Source organism: Allobosea minatitlanensis (genome assembly GCF_964020775.1).
This window is the reverse complement of record NZ_OZ224509.1, coordinates 2677620-2701476: the sequence shown is the minus strand read 5'-3', so window position 1 is coordinate 2701476 and position 23857 is coordinate 2677620. Positions and strand designations below refer to the sequence as shown.

Below are 23857 nucleotides of genomic sequence, written 5' to 3'. Positions count from 1 at the left end.
CGATGACCAGGACGCCCGTCACTGCCGCCGAGATCGCCATCCGCCGCGCGCAAGCCGGCGATGTGGAGCGCATCGCCGAGCTGATCATGCTCGGCGCCCCGACGCAGACGATGACGGCGGAGGAGATCCGGGCCGAGGCGCGCCATCCCGGCTATGCCGAGGCCTTCGCCGAGATCGACGCCAGCCGCGACAACGCCCTCTTCGTCGCCGAGCGGGCGGGCGAGGTGGTCGGCACCTTCCAGGTCACGCTGATTCCCGGCCTCGTCGCGCGCGGCCGCAAGCGCGGCAAGATCGAGAGCGTCCATGTCGCGCCGGAGAGCCGCGGCCTCGGAATCGGCGCGCTGATGATCCGGCATGCCCTGGCTTTCGCCGGCGAGAACGGCGTCGGCCTGGTCGAGCTGTCCTCCAACAAGTCCCGCACCGACGCGCATCGCTTCTACCGCAATCTCGGCTTCGACCAGAGCCATGAGGGCTTCAAGAAGATGCTCTGACCTCGCGGTCATCCCGGACGCAGCGAAGCGGAGATCCGGGATCCATGCCTGAGCATGGATCGGAAAGGCTCCGGCATGGATCCCGGGTCTCCCTCCGGTCGCCCGGGATGACCCTCTTTTCGGGAAAAGCCGCCCGCGACTGTGAAATGGCGCGCCTTGAGGGCATGGCGCGGTCGCGCTGGGGGCAGGCGCGGCCCCTTCCGGCTCGCCGGCCCGCCGCTTAGGCTTGCGCCCGAAAGCGCTGAGCCCGAAAGGAAGCGAACGATGTCCGAAGCTCCCGCCAAGCCGATCGACCTCTATTACTGGCCGACGCCGAACGGCTTCAAGATCACCATCATGCTCGAGGAATGCGGGCTGCCCTACAACGTGATCCCGGTGAATATCGGCAAGGGCGATCAGTTCAAGCCGGACTTCCTCGCCATCTCGCCGAACAACCGCATGCCGGCGATCGTCGATCCCGCCGGGCCGGACGGCAAGCCGATCTCGGTCTTCGAATCCGGCGCGATCCTGCAATATCTCGGCCGCAAGACCGGGAAGTTCTATCCGCAGGACGAGCGCGCCCGCGTCGCGGTCGATGAATGGCTGTTCTGGCAGATGGGTGGCTTCGGCCCGATGCTCGGCCAGACCCACCATTTCCGCCTCTACGCGCCGGAACAGATTCCCTACGCCGTCGAGCGCTATACCAACGAGGCCAACCGGCTCTACGGCGTGCTGAACAAGCGCCTCGAAGGCCGCGACTATATCTGCGGCGACTATTCCATCGCCGATATGGCCTGCATCGGCTGGGCCCGCGGCTGGGAGCGCCAGGGTCAGGACATCAAGCAGTTCCCCAATGTCGGCCGCTGGATCGAGACCATGTTGGCCCGTCCGGCCGTCGCCCGCGGCCTCAAGGTCGGCGAGGAGCTGCGCAACCCGGCCGGCATCAGCACGCCCGAGGAAAAGGCGATCCTCTTCGGCCAGAAAGCCCGCTGAGGCCCTGTCTTTTGCCCTTCCGGTCATCCCGGACAAGCCGCGTGAGCGGCGCCGGGCCGGGACCGATGCCTGAACCGTTCCGGTGGGGGGCCCTGGGTCCACGCTTCGCTTGGCCCCGGACGACCGGCGTCCGGAGCAAGGGGCGCGAGGACCCGAATAGGCCCGTCCAGGCGGCGCCTGCGGATGTCTCGCCTTGCGATCCCGCGGGGATGCCGGGCCGCCGGCGGGCTCCGCCTCAGTTCGTCCGCTTCCAGGTCACCGAGCGGCAGATCAGCCCGCCCAGCACGCAGCCGGCGGTGGTCAGCGTCGGGCCGGAGAGCGTCATCGTGCCCGAATAGGTCTTGCCGTCCTCGGGATTGAAGGCGCTGCCCTTCCAGGTGTTCGCGCCGCTCGGCTTCATGTCGAAGAAGATGCGTTGGCCGAGCTTCGCCGGCCCGTTCGGATCCTTCAGCCAGGAGATCGTGCCGCAGATCGCCTCGCCGCATTTGCCGAAGCGCACGCGAGAGGCGCCGGTGTCGCGCTCCCAGACGCCGAGTACCTCCTGCGCCGAGGCGCCGGCGAGGCCCGCTCCCAGGAAGAGCGCCGCCATGCCGGCCAGTCCGAATGCCGCCGTCCTTGCCATTCCATCCTCCTTCTCGACCGGGGTCGTTATGGTTTAGGTATGAACCATATCGCCGTTCGAGCCCGCCTCCAAGAGGTGTCGTCAAGAGACGCTTCCAAGCGACGCTTTCGGGCTGCCGCGAGGCCGGCGTTCGAAGGGGCTTCCGCGAGGCAGGGTGAATCCATCCTCAACACCGCTGGCGGGCGCGGTTGGAGAGGCCTTTGAAAAGAAACGAATTTCCGGATTTTCTTGGTAAGCGTCCGGTTGCCTTAACCCGGCGATGACGTCGAGTTGAGATTCGATTCATCGCAAAATTTAGCGCGCGTTTTAACGATCGCGGTCACCCTCGCCTCATCGGTCGCGGCTCCGGGACGGGCGGTCGGCCGGCAGAAAAAGACAGACAGGGTGGGTTCAGTCATGGCACGCATGGAGATGAGCGCGATCCCCGCTTCGCTGGCGCTTCCGCCGGAAGCTTCGGCCGAGGCCTGTTGCGAACTCGGGCTATTGCATGCCTCGGGTCGGGCAGGAGCCGTCGACCTGGTCAAGGCGCAGACCTGGTTCAACATCGCCTTCGCCAGCGGCAGCGCTCGCGCGGCGGCGCATCGCCGGGAGCTGGCGCTGGAGATGAGCCGTGACGAGGTGGCCGCGGCGCTGCGCGAAGCCCGCAGCTATCTGACGCGGTACTGAGCGCCGGGCGCTCCCTGCCGCGCGGTTCCGGTCGCGGACGGCGCGTCCGCGCCGCTCAGAAGGCCGCGATGCCGCCCGAGGGCGGCGGCAGGTTGCCCCTGCGGTCCTTCGTGATGGATTCGGGCGTCACGAGCAGCACCTGGCAGAGCATCGTCAGGAAACCGGCGAAGACGAGCGCAACGACAACCATGGATCGGCTCCTTGTCGTCAAGGCCCCCATCCTAGCATGAAATCGCGCAGCCGGCTCATGGATTCCGGGGGCCGGGCATCGGCATGAACGTCCGGCGGGGCAAGCCTTGTGGGGGGCGAAGGCGGCGGCTATAAGCGCGCCGCGTTCCCCTTATTCGAGCCGTTCAAGGATCTTTCGATGGCAGTCCAGCGTACCTTCTCCATTCTCAAGCCCGACGCGACGAAGCGCAATCTCACCGGCGCGGTCAACGCGGTCATCGAGAAGGCCGGCCTGCGCATCGTCGCGCAGAAGCGCATCCAGATGACCAAGGCCCAGGCCGAGACCTTCTACGCCGTCCATGCGGCGCGCCCGTTCTTCGGCGAGCTCGTCGCGTTCATGACCTCGGGCCCGGTCGTCGTGCAGGTGCTGGAAGGCGAGGACGCCATCGCCAGGTATCGCGACGTGATGGGCGCCACCAACCCGGCCAACGCCGCCGAGGGCACCATCCGCAAGCTCTTCGCCGAGTCGGTTGGCGAGAACACCGTCCACGGCTCGGATGCGCCGGAGACCGCCGCGGTCGAGATCGCGCAGTTCTTTTCGGGCAACGAGATCGTCGGCTGATTTCAGCCGCACGCCTTGCTGAAATGCAGAAGGGCGGGCCGGAAAGCGGCCCGCCCTTTTCTTTTGGCGCTGCCGGTCCTCAGAGGCCGCCGAGCGAGTAGTTCGAGCCGGTGTCGAAGGAATAGCTCGCCGAAATGCCGACGGTGAGCGAATTGCGCGAGCCGAAGGGCCGCACGATCGGCGAGCGGGCGGCGTCGCCGGTCAGGCGCTTGTACTCGATATAGGTCGTGGTCTGGAGGCGGTCCGACCAGTGATAGGTCGCCTGCGCCAGCGCGCCGTAGGAATGGACGCCGGCGTTGAAGCGCTGCAGCAGCCCGGAGGTGCCGGGCATGGCGCCATAGGTGCCGAAATAGGTGCGGACGTAATCGGCGCTGGCGATCCGCATGCGCGGGCCGACGCCGAAGGTCCAGGAGCCGAGATTGGTGAAGGCGTCGAGCTTGAGATCGGCGACGACGCCGTCATGGGCGACGATGCCGCGGCGGACATTGGCGCGGGCGCGCAGCCAGGAGGCCGGGTAGAACTCGACGAAGCCGCCGGCCTCGCCGCCGAACTTGGTCGCCGGCACCGCCACCAGCGCCGGATTGACCTTGGCGCTGCGCTTCCAGAGCAGGTCGCCCGAGAAGCCGATGCGCCAGCCCTGGCCGGAGAACACGCCGATGCTGAGCATGGCGTCGTCCTCGGCGCTCCACCAGGTGCTCTTCAGGCCGCGGCCGAGCGAGATGATCGGCCGTGCGCGGAAGATGTAGTCGTCGGAGCCGGTATAGTCCGGCTGGTAGCGCAGCCCCGCGCCGACGGTGAGATACCAGTTCTGGGCGGATTGGGGTGAGGTGAGCTGGCTGTAGTCGCTCGACTGCGCCAGGGCGCGGCCGGGAGACGACAGGGCGAGGCAGGCCGCCAGGCCCGCCAGGTACACAACGCAACGCATGATCCAAAACTCCGACGCAAAAGGCGTCATCGGCAGAAGGGATGCCGGTAGACTGAAACAAGTCCGTTAAGGCGCGGTTAGCGTTGACGAGACCTTGCGCTGCGCGTCGCTTCTCCCGGCCTGCGGCCGCCGCGGTCGAAGCTGCGGCGAGGCGGCGTAAATCGGGAAGGCGTGACTTTCGAACCCCTTGACCTTTCATGTAGCTGTGGCATGCGGAAGCGGGGCGTCGCCGCGAGCCATGCGGCGCCTCTTCGCGAAGGACGGGCAAGTCATGATGATGCGGCGGTTGGGTGCGGTCGTTCTGGCCGGTGGACTCTCTGTGCTGTTGGGCGCCTCGGCCTATGCCGCGAGCAGCTCGACCGCGCTGCCCCCGCCCGACCCGACCGCGAAGAACCTGTCGCCTTACATGATCAAGCTGCGCGCCTTCGACGCCTGCCTGATCACCCAGTCGCGCCTCCTCAATACGACCCGCGAGGCCGTGCACTCGCCCTGTAGCTGCTACGCCAGCGGCACGGTCGACTCCATGAGCAAGGACGAGATCCAGGCCTTCCGCGACACCGGCTATTTCAACGACTCGGCCCGCGAGAAGGGCCTCCGCTTCATCGACAAGTGCAAGCTGAAGCGGCCGTTCTGAGCGGGCCGACGGCTCCTCGATTCCTTTAAAATCGCGGGTCATCCCGGGCGACCGGAGGGAGACCCGGGATCCATGCCTGAACCGTTCCGGCAGGGATCCCGGGTCTGCGCTTCGCTCCGCCCGGGATGACGGCGCGTTTGTTGCGCGCCCTTACGGGACGGCGACCAAAAACGGGACGACGATCAAAATCCCGTCCTCTGCCGCCTTGCTGCTGACACGCTCCTGACAGAAACTGTCAACCCGGCTGAGCCATCCTGCGGTCATTCAAGCATGCGCCGGCCGGATCGCGAAGGCTATCCGATCGGAGCCGTGCTTTCCGCCAGAGCATCGGCCCCAAAACGTGGAATGCGGTTTTCGGGACAAGCCGATGCCCGAAGAGTTTCGATCCGGGTAGGGGGACGACGCCGTGCAGCGCGCCGAACGATTGCTCGACATGATCCAGAGCCTGCGCCGCCGCAGGCGCCCCGTCACCGCCGAGACGCTGGCCGCCGAGCTCGACGTCTCGGTGCGCACGGTCTATCGCGACATTGGCGCGCTGGTGCGCCAGGGCGTGCCGGTGCGCGGCGAGGCCGGCATCGGCTATGTCCTCGACGCCGGCTTCGACCTGCCGCCGCTGATGCTCTCGCCCGACGAGATCGAGGCCGTGCTGGTCGGCATGCGCTGGCTGAGCGAGCGGGCCGACCCGGTGCTGGCCCGCGCCGCCGAGGACGTGGTCAGCAAGGTCGCGGCGGTGCTGCCGCCGCATCTGCGGCCGATCCTGCTCGACGGGGCGCTGTTCGCCGCCTCCCATCCCGGCGACGTGCCGGCCGACCAGGTCGATGTCGCGGCGGTGCGCGCCGCCATCCGCAACGGCCGCAAGCTCTCGATCCAGTACAGCGACGAGAGCGGCCAGGCGACGCAGCGCATGATCTGGCCGATCGGCATGACCTTCTACGAGCGCGTGCGCATCGTCATCGCCTGGTGCGAGCTCAGGCAGGCCTTCCGCCATTTCCGCACCGACCGCATGACCGGCCTCGTCGCGCTGGAGGAACGCTATCCCGCCCGCCGGGCCGATCTCTTCCGCCGCTGGCAGAAGGAGGAGGAGCGCGCGCGGGAGGAGTGGGAGCGCTGCAAGCGCGAGGGCGGCCAGATGCAACCGAACGGCGAGGGCGCCGCCGCGGCTCAGCCGCGGATGACGGCGCCGTCGACGAGCCTCGCCCGGCCGGAGGCGACCTCCGCCAGCGCCGCCGGATAGAGCTTGTGCTCCTCGACGAGGACGCGCTGCGCCAGCCTGTCCTCGTCGTCGCCGGGCAGGACCGGCACCTTCGCCTGCAGGATCACCGGCCCGGCATCGAGCTCCGGCACGACGAAATGCACCGAGCAGCCATGCTCGGCAACGCCGGCTTCCAGCGCCTGCCGATGCGTATGCGTGCCCTTGAACAGCGGCAGCAGCGAGGGATGGATGTTGATCATCCGCCCTTCCCAGCGCTTGACGAACCAGGGCGTCAGGATGCGCATGAAGCCGGCGAGCACGACGATCTCGATCCGGTTGAGGCGCAGGAGTTCGTCCACCGCCTGCTCGAAGGCCTCGCGATCCTTGCCGAAAGGGCGATGGTCGACCGTCGCCGTGGCGATGCCGAAGCCGCGCGCCCGCTCCAGCCCGGCGACGTTGGGGATGTTGGAGACGACCAGCGCGATCTCGGCCGGGTAATCCGGCGCCTGCGCCGCCTCGGCGAGCGAGACCATGTTGGAGCCGCGCCCCGAGATCAGCACCCCGACGCGCCTGCGAGCCGCTGCCATGCTCACAGCGAAAGCGTGCCGCGATAGCCGACCGGCTCCTCGCCGGCGGCGACCGGCACGATCTCGCCGAGCTTCACCGGCGCCTCGCCGGCGGCCTTCAGCGCGGCGAGCACCGCATCGGCCTTGGCGGCCTCGGCCGCGACGATCATGCCGATGCCGCAGTTGAACGTGCGCAGCATCTCGCGCTCGGCGACGCCGCCGACCCTGGCGAGCCAACCGAAGACGGGCGGCACCGGAATCGCGGGCAGGTCGAGCGCGACGCCGAGCCCTTCGGGCAGCACGCGCGGGATGTTGTCGGGGAAGCCGCCGCCGGTGATATGCGCCAGCGCCTTGATGCCGTCGGTCGCCTTCAGCGCCTGCAGCAGCGGCTTCACATAGATCCGGGTCGGCTCCAGCAGCGCTTCGGCCAGCGTCTTGGCCTGAGCGAAGGGGGCGGGCGCCTCCCAGCCGAGGCCGCTCAGCGCCACGATGCGGCGCACCAGCGAATAGCCGTTGGAATGCACGCCGGAGGAGGGCAGGCCGAACACCACGTCGCCGGGCTTCAGGTCCTCGCGCGGCAGCAGCGTGCCGCGCTCGGCCGCGCCGACGGCGAAGCCGGCGAGGTCGTAATCCTTCCCGGCGTACATTCCGGGCATCTCGGCGGTCTCGCCGCCGATCAGTGCGCAGCCGGCCTGGCGGCAGCCCTCGGCGATGCCGCGCACGATCTCGACGCCGACCTGCGGGTCGAGCTTGCCGGTGGCGTAGTAGTCGAGGAAGAGCAGGGGCTCGGCGCCCTGCACGACGAGGTCGTTGACGCACATCGCGACGAGGTCGATGCCGATGGTGGAGTGCAAACCGCTCTCGATCGCGATCTTGACCTTGGTGCCGACGCCGTCATTGGCGGCGACGAGGATCGGGTCGCTGAAGCCGGCGGCCCTGAGGTCGAACAGCCCGCCGAAGCCGCCGATCTCCGCATCGGCGCCCGGCCGGCGGGTGGCGCGCACCAGCGGCTTGATCTGGTCGACCATGGCATTGCCGGCGTCGATATCGACGCCGGCCTGCGCATAGGTCAGTCCGTTCGCGCCGGGCTTGCTCATTGCGGTCTCGCTTCCGTTCCTGCTCGCGCGAGCGATAGGCAAGCGCGCCGCGGCTGGCAAGGCGTTCGGGCGGTTTTCTCGACTTCTCACAACTCGTCATCCCGGGCGAAGCGAAGCGTAGACCCGGGATCCATGCCGGAGCGCTGTCGGGACAGGTTAAGGCATGGATCCCGGATCGGCGCGGCTTCGCCGCTTGTCCGGGATGACGGACTGTCGCGCGTGAATGGCTCGCCGCTGGCATCGTGCCGCGCCCTGAGCGAAACTGCTGCCATGACGATCCCGAACCTGATCACGATCGCCCGGCTCTTCCTGGTGCCGCTCGTCATCGTCATGATCGTCAATGCGCGCTGGGAGACCGCCTTCATCCTCTTCGTCGTCGCCGGCGTGTCCGATGCCGTCGACGGCTTCCTCGCCCGGCATTGCGGCATGGCGAGCGAGCTCGGCGCCTGGCTCGACCCGATCGCCGACAAGGCGCTGATCGTCTCGATCTACGTCACGCTCGCCGTCGTCGGCGTGGTTCCCGTCTGGCTCGTCGTCCTCGTCGTGGCGCGCGACATCATGATCGTGGCCGCGGTGCTGCTCTCCTGGCTGCTCTCCCGGCCGGTCGCGATGGCGCCCTTCGCGGTCAGCAAGCTCAACACCGCGGCGCAGATCGCCTTCGCCGCGCTGGCGCTGGGCTCGCGCGCCTTCGGCCTCGATCCGGGGCCGGCGGAGGCGGCCGGGGAGCTGCTGGTCGCGCTGTTGACGCTCGCCTCGATGGCGGCCTATCTCGCCTTCTGGCTGCGGCACATGGCGGGCTGAGGCTGGCCGGGAACCGTGGCTGCGCTTATAGAGTTGCAACGTCTTCCCCCGGAGACGCGAAGAGGCTGATGGATGACGTTACAGCGCCAGATCGGCTTTTGGCTGGGTTCCCTCATCGTCTTCGTGCTGTTCCTGGTGCTGCTCAGGGACATCCTGCTGCCCTTCATCGCGGCGCTGGCGCTCGCCTATCTGCTCGACCCGCTGGCGGACCGGCTCGAGCGCATGGGGATGAGCCGGCTCGCCGCGACCATCGTGATCCTGATCGTGTTCATCCTGATCTTCGCCGTGGCGCTGGTCCTGCTGGCGCCGCTGCTCGGTCAGCAGCTCGCCGGGCTGGTGGCGCGGCTGCCGGGCGACGCGGCCAAGCTGCAGGCGCTGCTCCTGGAGAAGGGCGCGCCCTGGCTCGAGCGCTTCGGCGGCGGCGAGCTGACCAAGGAGGCGCAGAATTCGCTCGGCAACCTCGTCGGCGAGGCGACGAAATGGGCCGGCGGGCTGCTGCAGTCGCTCTGGACCGGCGGCACCGCGATCGTCGGCGTGTTCTCGCTGCTGGTGCTGACGCCGGTGATCGCCTTCTACCTGCTGGTCGACTGGGACCGCATGGTCGCGACCGTCGATAGCTGGCTGCCGCGCGACCATCGCGACACCATCCGCGGGCTCGTCCGCGAGATGGACACCGCGATCGCCGGCTTCCTGCGCGGGCAGGCGCTGGTCTGCCTGCTGCTCGGCGGCTTCTATGCCGTCGGTTTGAGCCTCGTCGGCGTCAATTTCGGGGCGCTGATCGGCATCATCTCCGGCTTCCTCTCCTTCATCCCCTATGTCGGCTCGCTGACCGGGCTGGTGCTGGCGGTGGGCGTCGCGACCGTGCAGTTCTGGCCCGACTGGACCTGGCCGCTGGCGGCGCTCGGCGTCTTCCTGGCCGGGCAGTTCCTCGAAGGGAACATCTTCCAGCCGAAATTCGTCGGCGATTCGATCGGCGTGCATCCGGTCTGGCTGATGTTCGCGCTGCTCGCCTTCGGCTCGCTGTTCGGCTTCGTCGGCCTGCTCGTGGCGGTGCCGCTGGCGGCGGTCATCGGCGTGCTCTGCCGCTTCGCGCTCAGGCAGTATCTCGGGAGCAATCTCTATCGCGGCCTCGCGCCGCCGCAGCCGAAGGGGATCGAGGTCGAGATCGACCTCGAGCGCTGAGCCCGTCATGTCCGAAGCGCCGTCGCGCCCGCGCCAGCTCGCCTTCGACCTGCCGCTCGACAGCCGCCATGGCGTCGAGGACTTTCTCGTCGGCCCCTCGAACGAGGCGGCCTACGGGCTGGTCGAGAGCTGGCCGCGCTGGCCGGAAGCCTGGCTGCGGCTGACCGGGCCGGAAGGGGCGGGCAAGACCCATCTCGCCGCGATCTGGGCCCGCATGGCCCATGCCTGGACGATCCCCGCCCGCGAATTGTCGGACGACCAGGTTGCGCATCTGGTCTCGGGCGGGGCGCTCGTCATCGAGGATTGCGATGCCGGCCCCTTCGACGAGCCGGCCCTGTTCCACCTGATGAACGCGGTCAAGGCGCGCGGCGGCCATCTCCTGCTGACGGCGCGCAGCGCGCCCGAGCTCTGGGGGCTGAAGGTGCCGGACCTGCTCTCGCGGCTGCGGCTGGCGCCGAGCGCCACCATCGAGCCGCCGGATGACGGCCTGCTGCGCGCCGTGCTGGTCAAGCTCTTCATCGACCGCCAGCTCGTGGTCGACACCGCCGTCATCGACGCGCTGGCGCTCAGGATGGAGCGCTCCTTCGCCGCCGCGCGCCGGGTCGTCGACCGGCTCGACAGGGTGGCGCTGGAGCGCGGCCGGCGGGTCACGCGCCCGCTGGTGCACGAGGTGCTGGCCGAGCTCTTCCCGCAGGAGCCGGGCTGAGGGTGCCGGCGCTGGACGCTCCGCCGATGCCTGCTAACCTTCCCGATGGCCGCTTCAGGCCGCCCGTCATCGAACTGTCACGATAGGGTGGCTTCACACGGTCCATGAGACGCACAGGCAGGACGACGACCAGGACGCGGGCGAAGCGCATGACCACCGAGATTGCGGCCGAGAGGCCCGGGACGACGGACGGGGCGATGACGGATTCCGACGCGCCGTCGCTGCGCCGGCTGCCCGAGCGCTTCATGAACCGCGAGCTCTCCTGGCTGGAGTTCAACCGCCGCGTCATGGAGGAGGCCTCCAACCGCCGCCATCCGCTGCTGGAGCAGCTCCGCTTCCTCTCGATCTCGGCCAATAATCTCGACGAGTTCTTCATGGTCCGGGTCTCGGGCCTGCGCGAGCAGCTCAAGGCCGGCGTAGTCACCCGCAGCCAGGACGGCCTGACCCCGGCCGAGCAGCTCGTCGCGATCGGCAAGGCGGTCTCGGCCCTGACCGACGACCAGCAGGCGCGCTGGGTCGAACTGCGCCACGAGCTGCACGAGAACCGCATTCACCTGCTCGGGCCGGCCGATATCGGCCCGCAGGACCGGATCTGGCTGGAGGACTACTTCCTCAACTACATCTTCCCGGTGCTGACGCCGCTCGCCATCGACCCCGCGCATCCCTTCCCCTTCATCCCCAATCTCGGCTTCACCGTCGCGCTGGCGCTGGAGCGGATCAGCGACGGGCGCCAGCTCGACGCGCTGATCCGCGTGCCGACGAAGATCGACCGCTTCATCGAGCTGCCCGACCTCGCCCGCGAGGGTTTGCACCGCTTCATCGCGCTCGACGACGCCGTCTCGCTGTTCATCGCCAAGCTGTTCCCGGGCTACGAGGTGAGGGGGGCCGGTTCCTTCCGCATCATCCGCGACTCCGATCTCGACATCGAGGAGGAGGCGGAGGATTTGGTGCGCGTCTTCGAGACCATGCTGAAGCAGCGCCGCCTCGGCGTCGTGATCCGGCTCGAGCTCTCGACCGGCATGCCCGACCATCTGCGCCGGCTGATCGTGCGCGAGCTCAAGGTCGACAGCGACGAGGTCGTCGAGGTCAACGGCATGATCGGCCTCACCGAGCTCTCCCAGCTTGTCGGCGTCGACCGGCCGGACCTCAAGTTCAAGCCCTACAACGCCCGCTTCCCCGAACGCATCCGCGAGCATGGCGGCGACTGCTTCGCCGCGATCCGCCAGAAGGACCTGCTCGTCCACCACCCCTATGAGAGCTTCGACGTCGTCGTGCAGTTCCTGCAGCAGGCGGCGCGCGACCCCAATGTCGTCGCGATCAAGCAGACGCTCTACCGCACCTCGGCCAATTCGCCGATCGTCAAGGCGCTGACGGAAGCCGCCGAGGCCGGCAAGTCGGTGACCGCGCTGGTCGAGCTCAAGGCCCGCTTCGACGAGGAGGCCAATATCCGCTGGGCCAAGGAGATGGAGCGCGCCGGCGTCCAGGTCGTCTACGGCTTCATCGAGCTCAAGACCCACGCCAAATTGTCATTGGTCGTGCGGCGCGAGGCCGGCCAGCTCGTCAGCTACTGCCATATCGCGACCGGCAACTACCATCCGATCACGGCGCGCATCTACACCGACGTCTCCTTCTTCACCGCCGATCCGGTGATCGCGCAGGACGTCGCGCGGATCTTCAACTTCATCACCGGCTATGCCGAGCCGGCCGGGCTGGAGCGCATGGCGGTCTCGCCGACGGGGCTGAAGCAGCGGCTCCTCACCGACATCGCCGAGGAGATCGCGCATGTGAAGGCCGGCCGCAAGGGCGCGATCTGGGGCAAGTGCAACGCGCTGGTCGACCCCGAGATCATCGACGCGCTCTACGATGCCAGCCAGGCCGGCGTCGAGATCGATTTCATCGTGCGCGGCATCTGCTGTCTCAGGCCCGGCCTGCCCGGCCTGTCCGAGAACATCCGGGTCAAGTCGATCATCGGCCGCTTCCTGGAGCACACCCGAATCTACGCTTTCGGCGGCGGACATGGCTTGCCAGCGCAGAAGGCCAAGGTCTACATCTCCTCCGCCGATCTGATGCCGCGCAATCTCGACCGCCGCGTCGAGGCGCTGACGCCGATCCTGAACGCGACCGTGCATCAGCAGTTGCTGGATCAGATCATGCTCGCCAACCTGCTCGACAACGAGCAGAGCTGGACGATCCTGCCCGATGGCGGTTCCCGCCGCATCGTCCCGGCGCCGAACGAGGAACCGTTCAATGCGCACAACTACTTCATGACGAATCCGAGTCTGTCCGGCCGTGGAAAATCGCTCTCCAGCTCCAGCCCCCGCGCCCTGTCCCGAAAAGGCGGGCGCAAGGCCTGAACTGCAGCACGCCCCGGGGCGCCTGGCGCTCGGGGACACCATCGCCATCGTCGACATCGGTTCGAACTCGGTTCGTCTCGTCGTCTACGAGATGCTGGTGCGCGCCCCGGCGCAGGTCTTCAACGAGAAGGAGATGGCCGGCCTCGGCCGGCAGGTGGCGACCACCGGGCGCCTCGCCGCCGACGCCATCGAGAAGGCGATCGCGGCGCTGGTGCGCTTCCGCATCCTCTGCGAGGCGATGCGCGTCGGCGAGATCCGGGTGATCGCCACCGCGGCCGCCCGCTACGCCGAGAACGGCCCGGACTTCATCGCCCGCGCCGAGGAGGCGATCGGCCAGCCGATCGAGCTGATCTCCGGCCGGCGCGAGGCTGTCCTCTCCGGGCTCGGCGTGATTTCCGGCTTCGACGACCCCGACGGGGTGGTGGGCGACCTGGGCGGCGGCAGCCTCGAGCTGATCTCGGTGAAGGGCGGCGAGGTCGGGCCGGGCGCCAGCGTCCCGCTCGGCGGGCTCGCTTTGCTCGACCGCTCGAAAGGCTCGCTCAAGGCGGCCGAGAAGATCGTCAAGGACGAGCTCGACAAGCTGCCGCAGCTCGCGGCCATGAAGGGACGGGACTTCTTCGCCGTCGGCGGCACCTGGCGCGCGCTGGCGACGCTGCATCAGCGCCGGGCCAATTATCCGCTCAACGTCATGCACGGCTATGCGATCCCACCCCGCGACGCGTCGGACTTCGTCAGGCTGGTCGAGCGGGCCGACGCCTCGGTGCTCGATGCCATCGACGTGGTGTCCTCGGCCCGCCGCCCCCTGCTCGCCTATGGCGCGCTGGTGCTCGACGAGCTGATCAAGCGCGGCAAGCCGCGCAACATCGTGATCTCGGCGCAGGGCGTGCGCGAAGGCCTGCTGCACGAGCAGCTTTCACCGGAGGAGCGTGCCGCCGACCCGCTGCTGCAGGCGGCCCGCGACTACAACCTGTTGCGCGCCCGCGACCCGCGCCACGCCGCCGAACTGATCGACTGGACCCGCAGCATCCTCGAAAGCGCCGGGCTGCCGGAGCACGAGCCGTCGAACCGGCTGGTCGAGACCGTCTGCCTGCTCTCCGATATCGGCTGGCGCGCCCACCCCGACTATCGCGGCGAGCAGAGCATGAACGTCATCGCCCATGCCTATTTCACCGGGATCGATCATCTCAGCCGGGCCTTCCTGGCGCTGGCGATCTTCCATCGCTATGCCGGGCTGAAGGCGTCCTCGCCCGCCGCGGCCGGGCTCAGGGCGCTGCTCGCGCCGGCTCTGTTCGAGCGCGCGCTGCTGATCGCGGCGATCTTCCGGGTCGCCTATCTGCTCTCGGCCGGCATGGCCGGCATCCTGCCGCGCATCCAGGCGCAATGCGTCGACCGGCGTCTGGTGCTGCGCCTGCCCGAGGATCTCGCGGCGCTGGCGAGCGAACGCGTCGAGGGCCGGCTGAAGCAGCTCGCCAAGCTGCTGGCGCGGGATTACGAGGTCGCCCGGATGTGAGCGAGGCAGCCGGCAATCGGCGGCAGGCAGTCGGGTCATGATGGGCAGTTTCCGACCGCCCCCCGCCGATTTCCGACCGCCTTTCGCTCAGGCCGCCGCCTTCAGCCGCGCAAACCCCGCTTCCAGATCGGCCTTGAGGTCGTCGAGATTCTCCAGCCCGATGTGGATGCGCACCGTCGGGCCCTTGTGGTCCGGCGTCGTCGCGGTGCGGTAGGCGCGGCAGTCGAAGGGCAGGACCAGGCTCTCATAGCCGCCCCAGGAGGCGCCCATGCCGAACAGCGAGAGCCCGTCCAGCATGGCGGCGACCGCCTTCATCGAGACCGGCTTGAACTCCACGGCGAAGAGCGAGGAGGCGCCGGTGAAGTCGCGCTTCCACAGTGCATGGCCGGGGTCATCCGGCAGGGCGGGGTGCAGCACGCGGGCGATCTCCGGGCGCGCCTGGAGCCATTTCGCCATTTCGAGGCCGGCCGGCATCTGCTCCTTGAGGCGGATCGCCATGGTGCGCATGCCGCGCAGCGTCAGGAAGGCGTCCTCCGGCGCGACGATGACGCCGAGCTCCTCCCAGGCCTTGCGCAGGGTCTTGTAGAGCGCCGGCGTGCGGGCCGAGATGGTGCCGATCAGCACGTCGGAATGGCCGGCATAGTATTTGGTGCCGGCCTGGACCGAGATGTCGACGCCGAATTTGTGGCTGTCGAAGAAGAGCGGCGTCGCCCAGGTGTTGTCCATCATCGTCAGGATGCCGCGCGCCGCGGCGGCCCCGGCGATGGCCGGGATGTCCTGCATCTCGAAGGTCTGCGAGCCCGGCGCCTCGGTCCAGACCGCCTTGGTGTTCGGCTTGAACAGCCGCTCGATCGCGGCGCCGGCATGCGGGTCGTAATAGCTGACCTCGACGCCCATGCGCGTCAGGAAGGAATCGCAGAAATTGCGCGTTGGCCGGTAGACGCTGTCCGTCACCAGCACATGGTCGCCCGCGGAGAGGAAGGCGAGGAAGGGCAGGGTGCAGGCGAGCAGCCCCGACGGCGTCACCACCACGCCCGCGCCGCCCTCGATAGTGTTGGCCGCCGCCTCCAGCGCGTCCAGCGTCGGGTTGCCCTGGGTGCCGTAGGTGTAGCGCGCCTTCCGCGCCAGGAAGTCCTCCGTGCTCGGATAGAGCACCGTCGAGCCTCGTACGATAGGCGGATTGACAAAGCCGTAGCTGTCGCTGGGGTCGCGGCCGGCCAGGGCGAGGCGGGTCCGCGTTCCGAGGCGGGCGAATTCGGAAGAAGGCAGCTTTTTCATGGAACCGATGCGGCTGGAGCGGCGGGCGGAGGCGGCCAGACTTGACCACCTTGCCAAACTCGCATGTGATGATTGAGGCGAACAAGTGGCGGTCGCGGCGGATGGCCGTTGCTTGACGCTCATGGGTCGCTCTGGCAATCGACTCGGTCAAGGGGACGCCGTTTCAGAACTGGGAACGACAGAGCGGTTCGACAAAGGACCGCCGGCGGCGAACCGGATCGATGTGCCTTCCGGGCTTCTCCGGGGTGGTTGTTTTCAATGGGAGAGTACTGATGAAGAAAATTCTGGCGGCCGGTCTCTTTGCAGCGGCCGGGCTTGCGATCTCCGCCACGGGGGCTTCCGCGCAGGCGACGCTGGCGCAGGTCAAGCAGCGCGGCATCCTCAACTGCGGCTCGAACCCCGGTCTCGCCGGCTTCGGCGTGCCGGACGCGCAGGGCAACTGGACCGGCCTCGACGTCGATGTCTGCCGGGCGATCTCGGCCGCGATCTTCAACGATCCGAGCAAGGTCAAGTTCATCCCGCTCTCGGCCAAGGACCGCTTCACCGCGCTCCAGTCGGGCGAGGTCGACGTGCTGGTCCGCAACTCGACCTGGACGATGTCGCGGGACGCCTCGCTCGGCCTGCTCTTCACCGGCGTCAACTACTATGACGGCCAGGGCTTCATGGTCCGCAAGAAGCTCGGCGTGAACTCGGCGCTGCAGCTCAACGGCGCCTCGGTCTGCACCCAGCAGGGCACGACGACCGAGCTGAACCTCGCCGACTACTTCCGGGCCAACAACCTGAAATACGAGGTCGTGGCCTTCGCCACCGCCGACGAGACCGTCAAGGCCTATGACGCCGGCCGCTGCGACGCCTTCACCACGGACGCCTCCGGCCTCTATGCCGAGCGCCTGAAGCTCGCCAACCCCGAAGACCATATCGTGCTGCCGGAGATCATCTCGAAGGAGCCGCTCGGGCCGTCGGTCCGCAACAACGACCCGCAATGGTTCAACCTGGTGAAGTGGGTCGGCTTCGCCATGCTGAACGCCGAGGAGCTCGGCGTCACCAAGGCCAATGTCGACGAGAAGCTGAAGTCGGACAATCCCGAGATCAAGCGCCTGCTTGGCACCGAGGGCAAGTTCGGCGAGCAGATCGGCCTGACCGGCGACTGGGTGGTCCGCATCCTCAAGCATGTCGGCAATTACGGCGAATCCTTCGAGCGCAATGTCGGCCAGGGCTCGCTGCTCAAGATCGCCCGCGGCCAGAACGCGCTCTGGACCAAGGGCGGCCTGCAATACGCTCCCCCGGTTCGCTGAGCGGAGTTGGGGGAGGCGCCGGACCGTCCGGCGCCTCTTCGTGTCTTCGCGCGGTTCCGCGAGCCGGGCGAAGCGTGATGGCATCGGCCGCTCGCCGGCCGCAACCGCCGGTCTCGCCATGGAAAGAGCAGGGATAGCGCCCGTTCTCGCGCCGCTCGCCGCCAGGGCGACGGCTGCGGCGGGCAGCCTGCGGGCCCGCGGCGCCTTCCTGCCGGGACGGGCCGGGCCGGACGCCATCGCCCCCTGCGGCCGGAGCGGCCCCGCCGGCGCGGCGCCGGCGCGCGCCGTGCCCGTGCCGCGCGGCCGAGCCGCCTTGCCTGAAAGCCTCGTCAGACCGCCCTCCGGCCCTGCCGGGAGCGCCGTCGCTGCCCTGCCGGCATCGGCATGGCGGGCGCTCCGCCGCCATGCCGGGGTCGCGGCGACGTTTCGGACCAAGGGAGGATTGCGTTGCGCGCCCGGGGCGCGCTGAAATCCGCCGATGCATCGGCGAGGGTGCCGGGAGGGCGGCTCGCCGGCGCGCGGGACAGGGCAGGTCGCGGAGGGGTGGTCCGGGACTTGCTACGAAGGCAGCGAGGGCGGGACGAACCCGCTCCCAACAGGGGAACCACGATGAAGCATGCGAGCCAGAGGCGACGCCGGCCGGATGCCCCGCAGCCAGGGATGGCGCGGGGCCGGGAGGGGGCATGGCCGGCAGCGGAACGGCCGCGGTGACGCCGCCGGCGGCGAGCGGCGCCCGCGCGGGGGCGGGCCGCTCGTCCCGCCGGGCCGCCGCGGGCGGAAACGGCAGGAGCGCCGAGCGAGGATAGCGACAGACAAACGGTCCGGACTGAACGGCCTTGGGTGGAATCGCACCGCCCCGGGATCGCCGGCCTCAACAAGCGAAACACAAAGGGCGTAACAGGTGTCGAGCATCCCGACCGAAACGGTATCACCCGGCAAGGCGTCGTTATTCTACGACCCGAAGATCCGCGGCTATGTCTATCAGATCGTCCTGCTGGCGGTGGTCGGCTTCCTGGTCTGGTCGGCCGCCTCGAACGCGATCGAGAATCTGCGCGCGCAGAAGATCGCCTCCGGCTTCGGCTTCTGGAACAATGCGGCGGGCTTTGACGTCAACCAGAAGCTGATCCCCTTCAGCGCCTCGGGCTCGACCTATGGCCAGGCCTTCTGGGTCGGCCTGCTCAACACGCTGCTGGTCGCGGCGCTCGGCATCGTGCTGGCGACGATCATCGGCTTCGCGGTCGGCGTGGCCCGGCTGTCGAGCAACTGGGTCGTCGCCAAGCTGGCGATGGTCTATGTCGAGGGCATCCGCAACATCCCGCTGCTGCTGCAGCTCTATTTCTGGTACAACGCGGTGCTGAAGCCGCTGCCGGACGCCCGCAACTCGATCGCGCTGCCCGGCAGCATCTATCTCAACAACCGCGGCATCATCCTGCCGAGCCCGCAATTCGCGCCGGCCTTCGAGGCGGTGGCGGTCGCCTTCCTCGTCGGCATCGCCGGGGCGGTCGCCTTCTTCGTCTGGGCGCGGGGGCAGCAGGCCCGGACCGGCCGGCAATATCCGAACGGCTGGGTCGCGCTCGCTCTGATCGTCGGGCTGCCGCTGCTGGTGTTCTTCGCCGTCGGCCAGCCTCTGTCCTTCGACTATCCGCAGCAGGGCCGCTTCAACCTGACCGGCGGCATGCAGATCTTCCCGGAATTCGTGGCGCTGCTGCTCGGGCTCTCGACCTATACCGCGGCCTTCATCGCCGAGGTGGTGCGCGCCGGCATCCTCGCGGTCTCGAAGGGCCAGAGCGAGGCGGCGCATGCGCTGGGCCTGAGGCCCGGCCCGACGCTGAAGCTCGTCGTCATCCCGCAGGCGATGCGGGTCATCGTGCCGCCGCTGACCTCGCAATATCTCAACCTGGTCAAGAACTCGTCGCTGGCGGTGGCGATCGGCTATCCCGACCTCGTCCAGGTCTTCACCGGCACGGTGCTGAACCAGACCGGCCAGGCCGTCGAGGTCGTGGCGATCACCATGGCCGTCTATCTGACGATCTCGCTGGTGACCTCGCTCGCCATGAACATCTACAACAAGCGCATCGCGCTGGTCGAACGGTGAGGGCGCAAGCGATGACCGACGCAACTCTCGACAACGCCCCGCGCGCCTTCGTCCGCACCGAGACGCTGCCGCAGCAGCCGGCCCCGCTCTCCGTCGCGGGGCCGCTGGCCTGGATCCACGCCAACCTGTTCTCCAGCCCGCTCAACGCGATCCTGACGCTGCTCTGCATCTGGTTCGTCGTGGTGACGGTGCCGGAGCTGGTGCATTTCTACATCCTCGACGCGGTCTGGTCCGGCGCCAGCCGCGACGCCTGCCTCGCCGACAAGGTCGGCCGGCCGGTCGGCGCCTGCTGGGCCTATGTCGCGGACCGCTTCCAGTACTTCATCTACGGCTCTTACCCGATCGCGGATCGCTGGCGGGTCAACATCGTCTTCGCGATGTTCGCGCTCGGCGTCGTCTGGCTGCTCTGGAACCGGGCGCCGCTGAAGCGGATCGGCGTCTTCTACTTCTTCGTCATCCTGCCGCTCAGCGGCTTCATCCTGCTGCTCGGCGGCGACCGGGCGCAGGGGCTGCTGCGCTTCCTGATCCTGCTGAGCTTCGCGCTGGCGGTGCTCTATCTCGTGCTCTCCTTCGTGCCCTCGCTCGCCCGCTTCTGGACGAATCCGGCGCTGCTGGCGGTCGAGCAGGAAGCGCCGCCCTGGAAGCGCTTCCACGGCGCCAAGAGCCTGATCCTGCTCTCGCTGGTGGTGTTCGGCATCCTCGCCATCCTCGACGACCGCATCGGCCTGCTGCGGGTCGACACCGGCCTGTGGGGCGGCATGATGGTGACCTTCCTGATCTCGGCGGTCGGCATCGTCTTCTCGCTGCCGCTCGGCGTCGTCCTGGCGCTCGGCCGCCGTTCCCGCCTGCCGATCATCCAGTTGCTCTCGGTGATCTTCATCGAGTTCGTGCGCGGCGTGCCGCTGATCACGGTGCTGTTCATGGCCAACACCATGCTGCCGCTGTTCGTGCCGCAGGAGTACTCGCCGGACCGTTTGCTGCGCCCGCTGATCGGCGTCGCGCTCTTCGCCTCCGCCTATATGGCCGAGGTCATCCGCGGCGGCCTGCAGGCGATCCCGAAGGGGCAGTTCGAGGGCGCGATGTCGCTCGGCCTCGGCTATTGGCAGATGATGCGGCTGATCATCCTGCCGCAGGCGCTGCGGATCGTGATCCCGGGCATCGTCAACACCTTCATCGGGCTGTTCAAGGATACCACGCTGGTCACCATCGTCGGCATCTTCGACTTCCTGCGCACCGTCGAGGCGACGCTGGTCGATCCGACCTGGGCGACGCCGACGACCCGGACCACCGGCTACGCTTTCGCGGCGGTCTTCTATTTCCTATGCTGCTGGGGCATGTCGCGCTATTCGATCGCGGTCGAGAAGCGCCTGGCTGCCGGCCAAAAACGCTGAGAGGGACAAAAGACATGGCAATGGCAGAAACCAAGACCACGGACACCCGCCCCGCGGCCTTGAAGCCGACCTCGCTGAAGACGGCGACGGCGGTCGAGATGATCGGCGTCAACAAGTGGTATGGCGAGTTCCACGTGCTGCGCGACATCAACCTCAAGGTCGAGCGCGGCGAGAAGCTGGTCATCTGCGGGCCGTCGGGCTCGGGCAAGTCGACGATGATCCGCTGCATCAACCGGCTGGAGGAGCACCAGAAGGGCCAGATCATCGTCGACGGCACGGAGCTGACCAACGATCTCAAGAAGATCGACGAGATCCGCCGCGACGTCGGCATGGTCTTCCAGCACTTCAACCTGTTCCCGCATCTGACGATCCTGGAGAACCTGACGCTCGCGCCGATCTGGGTGAAGAAGATGCCCAAGAAGGACGCCGAGGAGATCGCGATGCACTATCTGCGCCGCGTGAAGATCCCCGAGCAGGCGACGAAATATCCGGGCCAGCTCTCCGGCGGCCAGCAGCAGCGCGTGGCGATCGCCCGCTCGCTGTGCATGAGCCCCAAGATCATGCTGTTCGACGAGCCGACCTCGGCGCTCGACCCCGAGATGGTCAAGGAGGTGCTCGACACCATGGTCTCGCTGGCGGAGGAGGGCATGACCATGCTCTGCGTCACCCATGAGATGGGCTTCGCCCGCCAGGTCGCCGACCGCGTCATCTTCATGGATGCCGGCCAGATCGTCGAGATGAACACGCCCGACGAATTCTTCAGGAACCCCCAGCACGAGCGCACCAAGCTCTTCCTCTCCCAGATCCTGCACTGAGGCTCGGGCGAGGGCGATCGACAGGCCGGTCCACGGGCGCGCCGCGGAATCGGCGCGCTTTCCGGTTCCGGCCGGGGCTGCCGCCGACGGGAGCAGGGTCGCCTCGCGGTTCGTCTTTGCCGTTGCGCCGGCCGGCATCGCCCCCTATCTTTCCGGTGATGGGGATGGAGTTCCCCCGAAACCGCCTGCCGGTCGCCTTTGCGGTCGAGGCTGATGACTCCTACCGCAGCAAGCCGCGGTAGGGGTGTGTCCGACGCCCGCCGCCAGGCGGGTTTTTCATGCCCGCCGACAAGGGAGCCAAGCGAGCATGTCCTTCTCGACCGTCGTTCTCGTCATGACCGGAGGCGCGCTCGGCACGCTGGCGCGCTATCTTCTCTCGATCCTCGCCCTGCCGATCAGCCGGGACCTGCCATGGGGCACCATCCTGATCAACATCGCGGGCTCCTTCGTCATCGGCTTCTTCGGCACGTTGACGCTGGCGAGCGGCCGTTTCCCCGTCTCCGAGCCGGTGCGCCTGTTCGTGATGGTGGGGCTGTGCGGCGGCTTCACCACCTTCTCGTCCTTCAGCCTGCAGACGCTCGACCTGCTGCGCAGCGGCGAGATGGTGCGGGCCGCGATCAACATCGTCGCGTCCGTCGTGCTTTGCGTCACCGCCGTCGCGGTCGGCCACGCCGTCGCCAGCAAGTTCAACGGCGACCAGCGCATCGCCCAGATGGTGGTGGAGGAGGAGGCCTGAAAGCCCGTCCGGCGCCATCCCGAGCTCTCCGACCGAGAGGCTGACCTGAAAATCGCGGCCTGATGCCGAGAAGCCGCGAGAGCGGCGTCTCGAAGGATGTTCCAGAGGGGCGGCGGGCCGCCTGGAGCACTTCTCGAGATGCCATTTGCGCCGAAATCGCTCCTCGGGGGGAGGACCGGGTTCTTCGGGCTGTCCTTTACTGGCCGTCGCGCGCCTTCACGGCGTGGTCGGTGAAGTCGGTGAACACGCCGTCGACGCCGAGCGCCAGATGCGCCTTGTACTCGGCGATCGGATCGCCGTTGTAATCGGCGGCGAGCCGGCTCGCCTCGCTGCGATAGGCCCAGGGATGGACCAGCAGCCCGGCCGCATGCGCATTCTTCACCACATCGCTCGGCGCGATGACGGTGCGGTCGCGCTCGTCGATCTTGCCGTCGCCGTTCAGGTCCTTCGGCTTGCCGTCCGGGCCGATCGTCTGCTTCGCGCCGATCAAATAGGCCTTCCACGGGCCGACGCCGTCGGCATAGGTCGCGATCTCCTTGAGGCCCTCGGCCGAGAGCATGTCCTGGAAGCTGCGCTTGTCGCCGAGCACGGCGAAGTCGTAGGGCCGGTCGAAGGGAGCGGCGAGCGTGACCTTGCCGTCCTTGTCGACACCGTCGCCGTCGACGAGCTGGACGAGGCGGATCTGTGTCTTGCGGCGCAGATATTTCAGGTTCGCCGTCTCGAAGCTCTGGATGAAGACGGGGGAGTTCTTCTCGGTCCAGCCCGCGGCCTTGAGCATGTCGAGGAGTTTGTCCTCGAAGGCGAGGCCGAGCGAGGCGTGATAGGTCGGGTGCTTGGTTTCCGGATAGATGCCGATGGTCCGGCCGCTGCGGGCGCTCTCGGCCTTGGCGAGGTCGATCACCTCCTGGAAGGTCGGGATCTCGTATTTGCCGTTATGCGACTGGTCGCGGTCGGCGAAGGCCTGCCTGGCGCGCAGAGTCTTGATCTCGGCGAGCGTGAAATCATTGGCGAACCAGTCGGTGGTCTCGATGCCGTCGAGCTTGCGCGTTGTCTTGCGGCCCGCGAATTCCGGGCGTTCGGCGACGTCGGTGGTGCCGCTCAGCATCGGCTCGTGGCGCACCACCAGCACGCCGTCCTTGGTCGAGACCAGATCGGGCTCGATGTAGTCGGCGCCGAGCGCGATGGCGCGGCGATAGGCCTCCAGCGTGTGCTCCGGCAGATAGCCGCTGGCGCCGCGATGGGCGATGACGAGCGGGCGCTGCCCGGACAGCGTCGGGGCGGGCTCGGCGCCGGCCGCCAACGGCAGCAGCGCCAGGGCGGCGGCAAGCGATGTCGAGAAAAGCAGGGTCTTCGTCATGGCGGCCTCGGCTCGCGAAAGGGCGTGCGAAACTAGGCTGCGGGATGTGACATCCCCATGAAGCGCACGGTCCCGCCGCGCCATGCGGGCCGCCGGCCGCATCGGCCAACCGGCCGCGGAGAAGCGGCAGCAGCCACGCGCCATCCCGGAGAAAACGGCGATCCGGGATGGCGGCGGGGTCCCCTGGAAAAGCGGCGCGCTTCAGCCGCTCATGCGGCAGCCGATCTCAGCGGTGATTCTCGAGGGTGGTCTTGGCGTCGAGGCGCTTGGCCGGCGGCGGCGTCAGGTCGGCCTGCGGCTGGGTCGCGCAAGCGGCGAGGGCGAAGGCGAAGAAGCCGAGAACGGCGAGGCGGGCAGCATTTTTCATCGTGGCGTGTCCCCT

The 23857-nt window shown here is 68.3% G+C and carries 23 protein-coding genes, 1 pseudogene and 1 riboswitch; of the genes and pseudogenes, 16 read left to right on the top strand and 8 right to left on the bottom strand.

From position 1 onward, the window contains the following. Positions 1 to 2: 2 nt before the first annotated feature. Both ACWH43_RS13345 and ACWH43_RS13340 read left to right on the top strand, forming a co-directional pair. Positions 3 to 491 (top strand): GNAT family N-acetyltransferase, encoded by a 489-nt coding sequence (locus ACWH43_RS13345; protein ID WP_158445592.1) that lies wholly within the window; start codon positions 3 to 5, stop codon positions 489 to 491. A 264-nt stretch (positions 492 to 755) separates the two neighbouring features. Beyond that, positions 756 to 1463, top strand: a complete 708-nt coding sequence (locus tag ACWH43_RS13340; RefSeq protein WP_158445591.1) for a glutathione S-transferase N-terminal domain-containing protein — start codon at positions 756 to 758, stop codon at positions 1461 to 1463. A gap of 235 nt (positions 1464 to 1698) precedes the next feature. Here ACWH43_RS13340 and ACWH43_RS13335 read toward each other — a convergent pair whose 3' ends face one another. After that, on the bottom strand, positions 1699 to 2085 hold the full coding sequence (locus ACWH43_RS13335) for a DUF2147 domain-containing protein (protein ID WP_375797038.1): 387 nt from the start codon (positions 2083 to 2085) through the stop codon (positions 1699 to 1701). 396 nt (positions 2086 to 2481) lie between these two features. Between ACWH43_RS13335 and ACWH43_RS13330 the strand changes: the two genes are divergently transcribed. Continuing rightward, the gene (locus tag ACWH43_RS13330) at positions 2482 to 2751 is read left to right on the top strand and encodes a sel1 repeat family protein (protein ID WP_260349462.1); all 270 of its coding nucleotides are present in this window, start codon (positions 2482 to 2484) and stop codon (positions 2749 to 2751) included. Between the two features lie 55 nt (positions 2752 to 2806). Here the strand turns inward: ACWH43_RS13330 and ACWH43_RS13325 are convergent, their stop codons facing one another. Next, positions 2807 to 2941, bottom strand: a complete 135-nt coding sequence (locus ACWH43_RS13325) for a hypothetical protein (RefSeq protein ID WP_260349463.1) — start codon at positions 2939 to 2941, stop codon at positions 2807 to 2809. Positions 2942 to 3118: 177 nt separating this feature from the next. Here ACWH43_RS13325 and ndk point away from each other — a divergent pair, with 177 nt between their 5' ends. Next, on the top strand, positions 3119 to 3541 hold the full coding sequence (gene ndk, locus ACWH43_RS13320) for a nucleoside-diphosphate kinase (RefSeq protein ID WP_158445590.1): 423 nt from the start codon (positions 3119 to 3121) through the stop codon (positions 3539 to 3541). A gap of 79 nt (positions 3542 to 3620) precedes the next feature. On the opposite strand, the gene ACWH43_RS13315 is transcribed toward ndk, so the two are convergent. Next, positions 3621 to 4466 (bottom strand): MipA/OmpV family protein, encoded by an 846-nt coding sequence (locus ACWH43_RS13315; RefSeq protein ID WP_448153506.1) that lies wholly within the window; start codon positions 4464 to 4466, stop codon positions 3621 to 3623. Between the two features lie 238 nt (positions 4467 to 4704). Between ACWH43_RS13315 and ACWH43_RS13310 the strand changes: the two genes are divergently transcribed. Together ACWH43_RS13310 and ACWH43_RS13305 are read left to right on the top strand one after the other, a co-directional pair. After that, the gene (locus ACWH43_RS13310; RefSeq protein ID WP_158445588.1) at positions 4705 to 5100 is read left to right on the top strand and encodes a hypothetical protein; all 396 of its coding nucleotides are present in this window, start codon (positions 4705 to 4707) and stop codon (positions 5098 to 5100) included. Between the two features lie 406 nt (positions 5101 to 5506). Beyond that, positions 5507 to 6175: pseudogene (locus ACWH43_RS13305) on the top strand (helix-turn-helix transcriptional regulator); the annotation flags it as partial. A gap of 86 nt (positions 6176 to 6261) precedes the next feature. On the opposite strand, the gene purN reads toward ACWH43_RS13305, so the two are convergent. Further along, a complete protein-coding gene (gene purN / locus ACWH43_RS13300; protein WP_448153504.1) occupies positions 6262 to 6885 on the bottom strand; it encodes a phosphoribosylglycinamide formyltransferase in 624 nt (207 codons plus the stop codon). After that, a complete protein-coding gene (purM, locus tag ACWH43_RS13295) occupies positions 6882 to 7955 on the bottom strand; it encodes a phosphoribosylformylglycinamidine cyclo-ligase (protein WP_158445585.1) in 1074 nt (357 codons plus the stop codon). Before purM ends, purN begins: the two co-directional genes overlap by 4 nt. Before the next feature lie 270 nt (positions 7956 to 8225). Between purM and ACWH43_RS13290 the strand changes: the two genes are divergently transcribed. From ACWH43_RS13290 to ppx, 5 genes are all read left to right on the top strand, one after another. After that, positions 8226 to 8756 carry a CDP-alcohol phosphatidyltransferase family protein gene (locus ACWH43_RS13290; protein WP_158445584.1) on the top strand — a complete coding sequence of 177 codons (531 nt, stop codon included), beginning with the start codon at positions 8226 to 8228 and terminating at the stop codon, positions 8754 to 8756. A gap of 72 nt (positions 8757 to 8828) precedes the next feature. Further along, complete coding sequence (locus tag ACWH43_RS13285; protein ID WP_158445583.1) at positions 8829 to 9938, top strand: AI-2E family transporter; 1110 nt, start codon at positions 8829 to 8831, stop codon at positions 9936 to 9938. A 7-nt stretch (positions 9939 to 9945) separates the two neighbouring features. Continuing rightward, positions 9946 to 10644: a hypothetical protein gene (locus tag ACWH43_RS13280; RefSeq protein ID WP_158445582.1), complete on the top strand. Its 699-nt coding sequence runs from the start codon at positions 9946 to 9948 to the stop codon at positions 10642 to 10644. Positions 10645 to 10793: 149 nt separating this feature from the next. Next, the gene (locus tag ACWH43_RS13275) at positions 10794 to 12998 is read left to right on the top strand and encodes an RNA degradosome polyphosphate kinase (protein ID WP_375797040.1); all 2205 of its coding nucleotides are present in this window, start codon (positions 10794 to 10796) and stop codon (positions 12996 to 12998) included. Further along, the gene (gene ppx / locus ACWH43_RS13270) at positions 12934 to 14508 is read left to right on the top strand and encodes an exopolyphosphatase (RefSeq protein ID WP_311734876.1); all 1575 of its coding nucleotides are present in this window, start codon (positions 12934 to 12936) and stop codon (positions 14506 to 14508) included. Before ACWH43_RS13275 ends, ppx begins: the two co-directional genes overlap by 65 nt. An 87-nt stretch (positions 14509 to 14595) precedes the next feature. Here ppx and metC read toward each other — a convergent pair whose 3' ends face one another. Further along, a complete protein-coding gene (gene metC / locus ACWH43_RS13265) occupies positions 14596 to 15786 on the bottom strand; it encodes a cystathionine beta-lyase (RefSeq protein WP_158445580.1) in 1191 nt (396 codons plus the stop codon). A gap of 272 nt (positions 15787 to 16058) precedes the next feature. Here metC and ACWH43_RS13260 point away from each other — a divergent pair, with 272 nt between their 5' ends. The 5 genes from ACWH43_RS13260 to crcB all read left to right on the top strand — a co-directional run bounded on the left by ACWH43_RS13260 (position 16059) and on the right by crcB (position 22118). Beyond that, positions 16059 to 17081, top strand: coding sequence for an amino acid ABC transporter substrate-binding protein (locus ACWH43_RS13260; protein ID WP_158448108.1), 1023 nt, complete (start codon positions 16059 to 16061; stop codon positions 17079 to 17081). Between the two features lie 901 nt (positions 17082 to 17982). Next, positions 17983 to 19176 carry an amino acid ABC transporter permease gene (locus tag ACWH43_RS13255; RefSeq protein ID WP_260349757.1) on the top strand — a complete coding sequence of 398 codons (1194 nt, stop codon included), beginning with the start codon at positions 17983 to 17985 and terminating at the stop codon, positions 19174 to 19176. Positions 19177 to 19187: 11 nt separating this feature from the next. Continuing rightward, the gene (locus ACWH43_RS13250) at positions 19188 to 20567 is read left to right on the top strand and encodes an amino acid ABC transporter permease (RefSeq protein WP_158445037.1); all 1380 of its coding nucleotides are present in this window, start codon (positions 19188 to 19190) and stop codon (positions 20565 to 20567) included. 20 nt (positions 20568 to 20587) lie between these two features. After that, positions 20588 to 21382: an amino acid ABC transporter ATP-binding protein gene (locus ACWH43_RS13245; RefSeq protein ID WP_375797053.1), complete on the top strand. Its 795-nt coding sequence runs from the start codon at positions 20588 to 20590 to the stop codon at positions 21380 to 21382. A 151-nt stretch (positions 21383 to 21533) separates the two neighbouring features. Further along, a riboswitch (Fluoride riboswitch) is annotated at positions 21534 to 21612 on the top strand. Positions 21613 to 21689: 77 nt separating this feature from the next. Next, a complete protein-coding gene (crcB, locus tag ACWH43_RS13240) occupies positions 21690 to 22118 on the top strand; it encodes a fluoride efflux transporter CrcB (protein WP_158445036.1) in 429 nt (142 codons plus the stop codon). A gap of 196 nt (positions 22119 to 22314) precedes the next feature. Here the strand turns inward: crcB and ACWH43_RS13235 are convergent, their stop codons facing one another. After that, the gene (locus ACWH43_RS13235) at positions 22315 to 23475 is read right to left on the bottom strand and encodes a glycerophosphodiester phosphodiesterase (protein ID WP_158445035.1); all 1161 of its coding nucleotides are present in this window, start codon (positions 23473 to 23475) and stop codon (positions 22315 to 22317) included. A gap of 226 nt (positions 23476 to 23701) precedes the next feature. After that, positions 23702 to 23842, bottom strand: coding sequence for a hypothetical protein (locus ACWH43_RS13230; RefSeq protein ID WP_260349755.1), 141 nt, complete (start codon positions 23840 to 23842; stop codon positions 23702 to 23704). Positions 23843 to 23857 lie beyond the last annotated feature (15 nt).

What these genes read in the sequence shown, in the direction of transcription:
- ACWH43_RS13345 (WP_158445592.1), top strand. Translation starts at nt 3, where the DNA reads ATGACCAGGACGCCCGTCACTGCCGCCGAGATCGCCATCCGCCGCGCG.
- ACWH43_RS13340 (WP_158445591.1), top strand. Translation starts at nt 756, where the DNA reads ATGTCCGAAGCTCCCGCCAAGCCGATCGACCTCTATTACTGGCCGACG.
- ACWH43_RS13335 (WP_375797038.1), bottom strand. Translation starts at nt 2,085, where the DNA reads ATGGCAAGGACGGCGGCATTCGGACTGGCCGGCATGGCGGCGCTCTTC.
- ACWH43_RS13330 (WP_260349462.1), top strand. Translation starts at nt 2,482, where the DNA reads ATGGCACGCATGGAGATGAGCGCGATCCCCGCTTCGCTGGCGCTTCCG.
- ACWH43_RS13325 (WP_260349463.1), bottom strand. Translation starts at nt 2,941, where the DNA reads ATGGTTGTCGTTGCGCTCGTCTTCGCCGGTTTCCTGACGATGCTCTGC.
- ndk (WP_158445590.1), top strand. Translation starts at nt 3,119, where the DNA reads ATGGCAGTCCAGCGTACCTTCTCCATTCTCAAGCCCGACGCGACGAAG.
- ACWH43_RS13315 (WP_448153506.1), bottom strand. Translation starts at nt 4,466, where the DNA reads ATGCGTTGCGTTGTGTACCTGGCGGGCCTGGCGGCCTGCCTCGCCCTG.
- ACWH43_RS13310 (WP_158445588.1), top strand. Translation starts at nt 4,705, where the DNA reads ATGCGGCGCCTCTTCGCGAAGGACGGGCAAGTCATGATGATGCGGCGG.
- purM (WP_158445585.1), bottom strand. Translation starts at nt 7,955, where the DNA reads ATGAGCAAGCCCGGCGCGAACGGACTGACCTATGCGCAGGCCGGCGTC.
- ACWH43_RS13290 (WP_158445584.1), top strand. Translation starts at nt 8,226, where the DNA reads ATGACGATCCCGAACCTGATCACGATCGCCCGGCTCTTCCTGGTGCCG.
- ACWH43_RS13285 (WP_158445583.1), top strand. Translation starts at nt 8,829, where the DNA reads ATGACGTTACAGCGCCAGATCGGCTTTTGGCTGGGTTCCCTCATCGTC.
- ACWH43_RS13280 (WP_158445582.1), top strand. Translation starts at nt 9,946, where the DNA reads ATGTCCGAAGCGCCGTCGCGCCCGCGCCAGCTCGCCTTCGACCTGCCG.
- ACWH43_RS13275 (WP_375797040.1), top strand. Translation starts at nt 10,794, where the DNA reads ATGACCACCGAGATTGCGGCCGAGAGGCCCGGGACGACGGACGGGGCG.
- metC (WP_158445580.1), bottom strand. Translation starts at nt 15,786, where the DNA reads ATGAAAAAGCTGCCTTCTTCCGAATTCGCCCGCCTCGGAACGCGGACC.
- ACWH43_RS13260 (WP_158448108.1), top strand. Translation starts at nt 16,059, where the DNA reads ATGAAGAAAATTCTGGCGGCCGGTCTCTTTGCAGCGGCCGGGCTTGCG.
- ACWH43_RS13250 (WP_158445037.1), top strand. Translation starts at nt 19,188, where the DNA reads ATGACCGACGCAACTCTCGACAACGCCCCGCGCGCCTTCGTCCGCACC.
- ACWH43_RS13245 (WP_375797053.1), top strand. Translation starts at nt 20,588, where the DNA reads ATGGCAGAAACCAAGACCACGGACACCCGCCCCGCGGCCTTGAAGCCG.
- crcB (WP_158445036.1), top strand. Translation starts at nt 21,690, where the DNA reads ATGTCCTTCTCGACCGTCGTTCTCGTCATGACCGGAGGCGCGCTCGGC.
- ACWH43_RS13235 (WP_158445035.1), bottom strand. Translation starts at nt 23,475, where the DNA reads ATGACGAAGACCCTGCTTTTCTCGACATCGCTTGCCGCCGCCCTGGCG.
- ACWH43_RS13230 (WP_260349755.1), bottom strand. Translation starts at nt 23,842, where the DNA reads ATGAAAAATGCTGCCCGCCTCGCCGTTCTCGGCTTCTTCGCCTTCGCC.